General features: G+C 38.3%; 5 protein-coding genes. All 5 read right to left on the minus strand.

Annotated features, from left to right (window positions below):
• Positions 1–164: 164 nt before the first annotated feature.
• The gene (locus V7659_RS30865; RefSeq protein ID WP_335543812.1) at positions 165–3,386 is read right to left on the minus strand and encodes a hypothetical protein; all 3,222 of its coding nucleotides are present in this window, start codon (positions 3,384–3,386) and stop codon (positions 165–167) included.
• 56 nt (positions 3,387–3,442) lie between these two features.
• Complete coding sequence (locus tag V7659_RS30870; RefSeq protein WP_335543813.1) at positions 3,443–4,627, minus strand: hypothetical protein; 1,185 nt, start codon at positions 4,625–4,627, stop codon at positions 3,443–3,445.
• The gene (locus tag V7659_RS30875; RefSeq protein WP_335543814.1) at positions 4,605–5,354 is read right to left on the minus strand and encodes a DUF6063 family protein; all 750 of its coding nucleotides are present in this window, start codon (positions 5,352–5,354) and stop codon (positions 4,605–4,607) included. The genes V7659_RS30870 and V7659_RS30875 overlap by 23 nt, the downstream gene beginning before the upstream one ends.
• Complete coding sequence (locus tag V7659_RS30880) at positions 5,351–6,862, minus strand: hypothetical protein (protein WP_335543815.1); 1,512 nt, start codon at positions 6,860–6,862, stop codon at positions 5,351–5,353. The genes V7659_RS30875 and V7659_RS30880 overlap by 4 nt, the downstream gene beginning before the upstream one ends.
• A partial coding sequence (locus V7659_RS30885; RefSeq protein ID WP_335543816.1) for a Wadjet anti-phage system protein JetD domain-containing protein occupies positions 6,853–7,609 on the minus strand: 757 nt, incomplete at its 5' end. The genes V7659_RS30880 and V7659_RS30885, both read right to left, overlap by 10 nt.

Below are 7,609 nucleotides of genomic sequence, written 5' to 3' on the forward strand. Positions count from 1 at the left end.
CTCGAACAATACAGCCTAATTTTTTGTATTATACCTCAGTTTTAGTTATAGATATCCCCAAGGATTTTGGTCTGTCGAGAGTATCGCCCGCCAATCACCACAAACGTTTCCCGAGTACAAAAAAAAATCTCACCTTCCAGAAAAAAAGTGAGATTTTTATTATTTTATTGAACGACTGCCTCGCCCTGATAAATCCGAAATGCTGGAACAATCGTATCTGAAACAATTTCTTTTCCTTTTTCACGAATAAAGTCTAATTTATAATAGGCATCAAATCTTTGGCTGATCTCCGTTTTCACCAGTTCAGGTGGAGTAACGACGATAAATTGGAACTTCAGTTTTTCGGCGACTGCGAAGATCGGGTCAAGGACATGTGCTGATGCAGCTTGGCCGAATGGATTATCACAGACTAAAGGAACCCAGCTTTGATCGGTTTCGCTTTTGACGGATAATAACATCATCATCATCACCATACGGGCTGATAACTTCTGTCCGCCGCTGCCATCGGATTTCGTCTTAGAACCCTGATTAATTGTCTGCCAGGTTGAATAATGTTCTTTCTGCGGTTTGCCGTACATAAAGGCATTATCTGTACGCATATTATAGACGAGCAGCTCAGGGTATCTATTCCGGAGTGAAACAAATAAAATTTGCTCATCACTTATGAGTTGTTTTATTTCTTCATCTAATACTCGATTATTGTCATCAATCATATCAAATTGTTTGGTAATTTTGTTAATCGCAGTAACAAAGTGTTGCTTTAGCAGGGGTTCGATATCTTCAGCCTTTTTAGGTAAGATATCTTCTTTGAGCTGGACGAGCGGGAAGGATCCCCGTTCATTTTTTAGCTTCATTTTCGAAACCATGGAACGAATGGCCTCTGCAATGCTCATCACTTTCATGCTGGCACGGCTGGCCCAGAAGTTTTGAGCTTTTTCTGCTCTTTCTTTGTCGCGTTCTAATTGTTCCAATCCACTTTGTGAAAAACGTTTCATATTTTTAACGATGGTCTGGATATGCGTATAATGCCTTGTATCCATATGGTCTAGTGTCGTTAACACTTCATTTTTAAAACGAATCTCCCAATCTTTTCCTTCAATCGTAAGCTTTAAATTCCTTAATGATTGATCGATTTTCGCATGTTTCTCTTGGCCTTCTTCCTGAATCAATTGATGTTCTTCACACCAGGATAAGATACATGCTTTTCCTTGACTATTAATTTTTTCGAGATCATCATTTGTAAATACTGCAGCTTCCTCTTTTAAGATAACGGATAAAGTTAACAAATCGCCTTCATAACCCGTAATTTTGGTTACCGTTTCTTTTTGGCGTTTCTCTGCCTGCTTTACTTCTTCTTTCGCTAATTTCGTCTGGTCCTTAATTTCAACTTCCTTGATTTCTAAGTCCACGTCTTCCCACTGTTCAGGCTGTTTTTCATGTTTCTCGACTTTCTTTCCTGACTTATCACGCTGTTCAGCCGCATGCTTTAAAGACGTTTCCGCCACCGTTACAGCCGTTCCTTGTTCCCGTTCTTCTTTTTCTGCAGTCTTCGTCTCCTTCTGAGCAGTTTGCAACATATTTTCTAATATACTTAGAGGTTCATCAGGTTCTGCTGCTTTATTCCAATCCTGATCATGGACTGTTAGTTTTTTCTCTAATTTCTTTTGCTGTTTTTGTTCGGTTTCTCTTTTGGCTTGAAGAACGAGTAATTCTCTAGCCTGTTCTTCTTTAGATTTTTGAAGCTGTTTTAACTCTTTCATACTGCCGTTTATCTCTTGTAGTAAATGCGTTGAAAGATGTGGGACCTCTTCACATTGGTCTGCTTTTTCATCCGCAGGAAAAGCTGCTTCCTCTATAAAGAACCGGATTTCCTTTATATTTTGCTCCGTTGTAAGCTTCCATTCCACATACGTTTGATTCCACTGGTTTTGTAATTCAACTGTATTCTGGTGGTCTTTTCCTATTTCTTGCTGCTGAACTCCTAAAGCTTCCTTTAGCTTTTCTTTCTCTAGTTTTACCCGTTTATTTTCATGGTTTAGAGTTTTTTCTTGATCAAACTCCTCTAATCTTTCTACATTTCTTGTAAGTTTCTCAATCTTACCTTTTGTCTTTTCCAGTTGTTCTTTTAACCCAAGCTGTAATTCTTTTTCTTTTTCTTCTTGTGTTTTAATTTCCTGCAATTGCGTCTTTTTAGAAAGTAGAGCGTTTTGTTCCTGATTGAGAGCTTTTTCGATATCACTAGAAAGCTCGCTTGATAAAAAACGATCAATTTCTTTTAAAATACGACGCAAGGAGATTTCTGTTTTTTCAATTTCATGTAAAGTATCTTTCTTTTCGTCTATTTGTTTAGCAATCGTTATTTTCCAGCTAGTGAATTGATTTTTATCACTTAAAAGTTCTTTCTCGGTTCCGTTAATAATTACAAAGGTTGGCTGGTGATTTTCACTGTTCATTTCCTCACGCATGAAAATCGGTACAGGACTTTTATACATCCTTCCTGTAAGAACCTGCTGATTAATTTTTTGCCATTGCTGCCCGCTTACGACCAACCCGTATGGGAGGAGCGGATACTTCATAAGTGAATGAGCCATTTCCGATGCACTTAATGATTGGAGAAATTGGGTTCCATAAAATACATCAATCCCAGTCTTCTCATCGATCCATTCCTTTAATTCCTTCACATCTTTATTTGCGATCCAGAAGGGCTCATCGTTTAAGGAGTGGTCGAGTTGTGTTTCCCAAAGTTCCTTTTTGATTTGTTCAGCTTGGTGGCGGTTATTGCCTAGTATTTCTTCTAATTGTATCGCATACTTCGATAAGAGAGATTGAGTAAAAGGTGCCGTGACATCATCAATTAAACCAAGAAGCTTATCTAATAGTTTTGCCTCTTTTTTCTTTTGCTCTTCATTTGCTAAGCTTAAGTCTTCACATTTTTCCTCTGAAAACTGAATCGATTGGACAAGCGTACCATGCGAAGTGGCAAGTTGATTTTGCTTTTCGCTAGATTCTTGATCTTTTGCTTGCAACTCAACTAATCCAGCCTTTTTATCTTCAATTTGTTTCAAAAGACTCTCGATCAAGCCCTTTAAGTCATAGGTTAAGCGATCGCCAAATTCTTGGATTAGTGCTGCTTCCTTCGACTCAAACGTATGCATTTGCGTATAAAGGAAATCAATCTCCGTACTAAGTTGAGCCATTTCTTTTGTCTTTTGTTTATCCTGCTGCAACAGCCCTGACGCTTTTTTATGTAAGAACTTTTGATAACCCACATACTGTTTAACACCATCTTGAATCAATAGATAGGATTGCTCCCATTGCTTTCTAGCTTCTTGCTTGATTTCTTCCATTCTTTGATTCACTTGCTCTAAGCCGCTGTTTTGTTCCAATGTCGCGATCTGCTGCGAAAGAGAGCGAATAGTTTGTTCGTTTTCACTCCACTCTTTTAATAACAGCTGAAGTCCAGTTGTGCTTTTCGTTCCTGTTTCTCTTTAACGATTGCTTGTAAGGAAGTATGTTTCTCCCTTTCTTCCACTAATTTCTTATCCCATTGCATAACCTCTCTGTGAGCTTTCGCAAACTCTAAATTTTCTTTTTGATAACGTAAATCTGCCTGTCTAATAGCTAATTTTTCTAGGTCTTTCTCTAACTCTTGGAGCGTTGCCTCTTCCGAAAGCTTCAAGTGTTCTAAGGCACCAAGCAGTTGTCTTCCTGTCTGTATACTTGCATGTACAATTTCTTTATGTTCTACTCCTTTTGCTAAGTGCTCTTCAAATGGAACAATATCTTCTAAAAACTCTTTATGGGCTTGTTCCCTTTTCAAGAGAACGGGCAGGTCCTTCGCAATACTAGCCTGGCTCTTGAAAATCTCCACAAGGTCGTTCTTTTGATGTTCGGTTCTATGCAACACTTGACTTACGGTAGGAATAATTCGTTTTTGGAAGAGTGAATGATCATCCTCAGCACCCTCAAAATATTTTCCAACGCCACCTTCATCCTTGTTAATGTCCTTCATAATATCCCAGTCTTTACGATTAATTCCGTATGTATCAAGGATACGATAGTGCTTCTTCGGATCTCGGTAAACGTCATATCCATTCCATTTTAGATAATCCTTCAAGCTTTCCGTTTCAGCAACCTCACCATTTTCATAGAGTGGAATATGCTCAAGCGATGCTTCTTCTTTTCGTTCAAATTCTCTCGTATAAAAGGTAAAAATAGGAAGAATTTTTGCTTCCTGTTCCAAAGGTTTACCTTCATGACCACCTTCTTCATTCATCGAGATCCGCTGCTCTGCTGAGAACATTCCGCCAGTTACTAGATGCCGGCTGTCCGCCCCATCTAATTCCCACTGAATAAGAACATGAAAGGTATAGGGAATAAATTGTTCTTTATTGTTAAAGAAAAACTGCTGATAATAACGATTGTTTTGTTTTCCCCACGAAGTTCCAGGTTTGAGTATTTGGAATATGGTCTGGAGGAACACACCTTTCCCACCCCCATTCATCATTGCAATGAGCCCATTTGTTGATGTCTCATCATTATGAAAATTAAAAGTGGTATCTTTATACTGTTTTTGCATGCCATCATACTTGAGGCCAACAATTCTAATTCGATGGATTTTCGGCATGCTGATCCTCCTCTGTAGTCATTAATTTTTTAAAAACTTCATAACGATCGTAATCGTGATATAAGTATTCGATCCGCTCAAAAAGCTCTTGTTTTGGAATAACCTTAGCTATATCGTCCCGATCAAGAATGACAATTAGCCCTTCCGTCTCTAATAAGCGCATAGCGCTGGCAATTAAACCGATTCGGGTCCGTCGATTACCTTTTTTACTCCCATAATCATCTGTGTCAACCTCCATGTATTTCCATGTGGTCACAACTTCCTTCATATCAATCCGTTCTTCTTCACCGAAAGTCGGTTCAACTTTAAGATGGCTCTCCCATTTCATCATTAAGTCATTGACTTGCCGTTCTAATGCATAGTAACTAATCCCTTCCCGCTTTGTGCGGATTTTTGCAGCCTTGTTGCGGTCTATGGCTGCTAAAAAAGACATAATGACAACGCTAATTAGATGAAAGTGTTTTTTCGTTTCAACTTGCCGATGCTTTTCTTTCATATGAGTAAAATTCGTAGCAAAGACAGAGCCGGTTGGCTGAACAACTAAGTGGATCCGTTTAGGCGATTCAATGATATATGTACCTGATTCGTCTGCTAATAAAAGAACGGTCTGTCTCACTTCCGGATCAAAATACGTCTGAAAGTGTTCGCTATTTTCGTCGATGACTTTATCTTTTAATAGAGTAAAATAGACAGATGATGCTCTTTTGATGGTTTCTGCATTCATCATTTCTCCTCCTGAACACATATTTTAAAAGGGGTAATTTTCATTTGATACCATAGGAATGGCTTCGCCCGATGGTCAAACATGGTATAAATCTTTAAGCCTTCGAGGACTTGAAATTGCGGATATTCCTTCATTAATTTATAAAGAAGAATTTCCCTCTCATCTGTTAAGGTTTCTTCCTTTCTATGCAGCACTTGAACCTTCAGAGGTTTTTTATCGAACATCATCCACAAATCAATCGTTTCAGATTCTTCAAACCATAAATCCTGTACTTCCAGTGGCATCTCGGCTAAATCAGCTAACGAGAACTCTCCTTTTGTTTGTAAAAATTGAAAAACATAACTCCATGCCTTAATCACTGAATCCCAGTTCGTCACTCGCAAACGAGTAATACTCTCTTCAGCCTCTTCTTCGATTATGGCATCTGTAAGTTGTTTTTCATCAAATTCTTGTTCTCCCCAAATCCAATCGAGCGGGAGAATAAATTCATTTTTCGGTGAAAATAACGGAGAAAGGACACCTTCTATCGTCTCGAAATCTTTGACCCCTTCCTTCATGAACCAGTTTTCATAAAAATGCTCTCGAAATGAAACGAGACTGTTTTCCCAAAACAATGAAGGGTTTTCCGCCTTTAATTTCATCTCATAGGAAATATTTTGAATGACTAACTTAGCAAATCGATCATGTAATTGTCTTGTATGGCCAATTTTTTCTTGTAGAAGAATCAATTCTTTCTGCATAAAATCATCTTCTTCATTCCTGCGTTTGGTCTTTTCTATCATACTAGTAATGGTACGGAAGTGATTTTTTTCTTCTTCAAATTGCTTTTCAATTTCAACCCGATTGTCTGCCCTTTGCCATTCCTCTTCCATCAATAAGATTTTGGGATTGTTGATCATTTCTTTTTGAAAGGTGAATTCATTTGCCATTAAGCGGTTTACTCGTGAAATGAGGTGATCGAGGTTTCGCGTAGCTTTTCGAAAATTACCGTTTTTAATCAACTGCATACTATAGAGCTGTTCTATCGTAATCGAGAATTCCTCTGCCATTTCCCTGCTCATAAAAATCATTTCCTGAGAGACATCTGTGAGTTTATAAACAATGGATCCGCCTATTTCTAAGTTTGTATATAATTCATCCATGGTGACATATCGGTAGGTCTGCGTTTCCCATGATTGTCTGATTTCATCGTAATATAGGGCTTCAAACGGTTTACTATATTCTTCCTTCCCCTGATATAAAAGCCCACTTGTAATTCGTTCAATTTGCTTATCGTCTGCTAAAAGCTTCATTTGCTTAATCGAATCTTCCACCATATATTTGATATCGGATTTACTTCGATGATCGTCATCATTTAATTCTCGATAAAAGATGGTGAGAAGCACTTGCATAAGAATGGTTTGGATATGGGGTTTTAGCTCACCTACTTCCATTCCTCTGCCAAGTTCAAACAATGGATTTAATCGTTTCATCCGCTGGGCGAAACCTTCCCATGATTCGTTCACATCCATCGCCTCCATGTTTCGATTGTTAACACTTCTTGAGCTATCCGCTTATTTTCCTGCCATAAATGCTGTAATTGCACTTGCTCTTCTTCCGTAAACCATTGAAAGAATAAATCACGGTATTTGAGGTTTTGTGTTTGGCCTTGTTTTTGGTCATTCCTTTGTTCTAAACATTCGAGCATCTTTCGGTAAATCTTTAAAGCAGGCTGAATACAGCAATCTGGATATTTTTCGATAAGCCGAATGAGGATTCCGTAACCTGCAGCATCAAGATCACCTGCATAATAGAAAAGATAGGATTTAGGTGGAAACATTCTGAAGAAAAAGGAAAAGCTCCGTTCAATTTTCGTTCCTTCACCATAAATAATCAGTTCAGGTTCATAGTCGAGTTGATTTGCTTCCAATAACTTAATGGATGTATGAAAGAAAGATAGATTCTCGACGATTAGAACTCTCTGAATATCTTTCATTTCTTTCCCTTGTTTCATCCAAAAGACAAAAGGCTCGCCGTAGTTCACCATTTTAAGCTGGTCTTCTCCAATGCCAATTCTAGCTAAAAATCCTTTTCCATCAGGAAAGCTATTACTGTCGAGTAAGAATTTTTCATGACAAAAAAGCTCCAGGCTTCTTTCTTCGACTGACACGACCTCCCGTTCCTGACTGGACTTTAGGAATGTATAGAGATTCTGAATTCGATTCCATTCATCTTTCGTTTGCCATTCGGGATGCCGTTCATAAAAGGAAAAATCAAAC

Origin of the sequence: Neobacillus drentensis (assembly GCF_036966985.1) — a bacterium.
GTDB classification, from domain to species: domain Bacteria; phylum Bacillota; class Bacilli; order Bacillales; family Cytobacillaceae; genus Neobacillus; species Neobacillus drentensis_E.

What these genes read in the sequence shown, in the direction of transcription:
- V7659_RS30875 (WP_335543814.1), bottom strand. Translation starts at nt 5,354, where the DNA reads ATGATGAATGCAGAAACCATCAAAAGAGCATCATCTGTCTATTTTACT.
- V7659_RS30870 (WP_335543813.1), bottom strand. Translation starts at nt 4,627, where the DNA reads ATGCCGAAAATCCATCGAATTAGAATTGTTGGCCTCAAGTATGATGGC.
- V7659_RS30880 (WP_335543815.1), bottom strand. Translation starts at nt 6,862, where the DNA reads ATGGATGTGAACGAATCATGGGAAGGTTTCGCCCAGCGGATGAAACGA.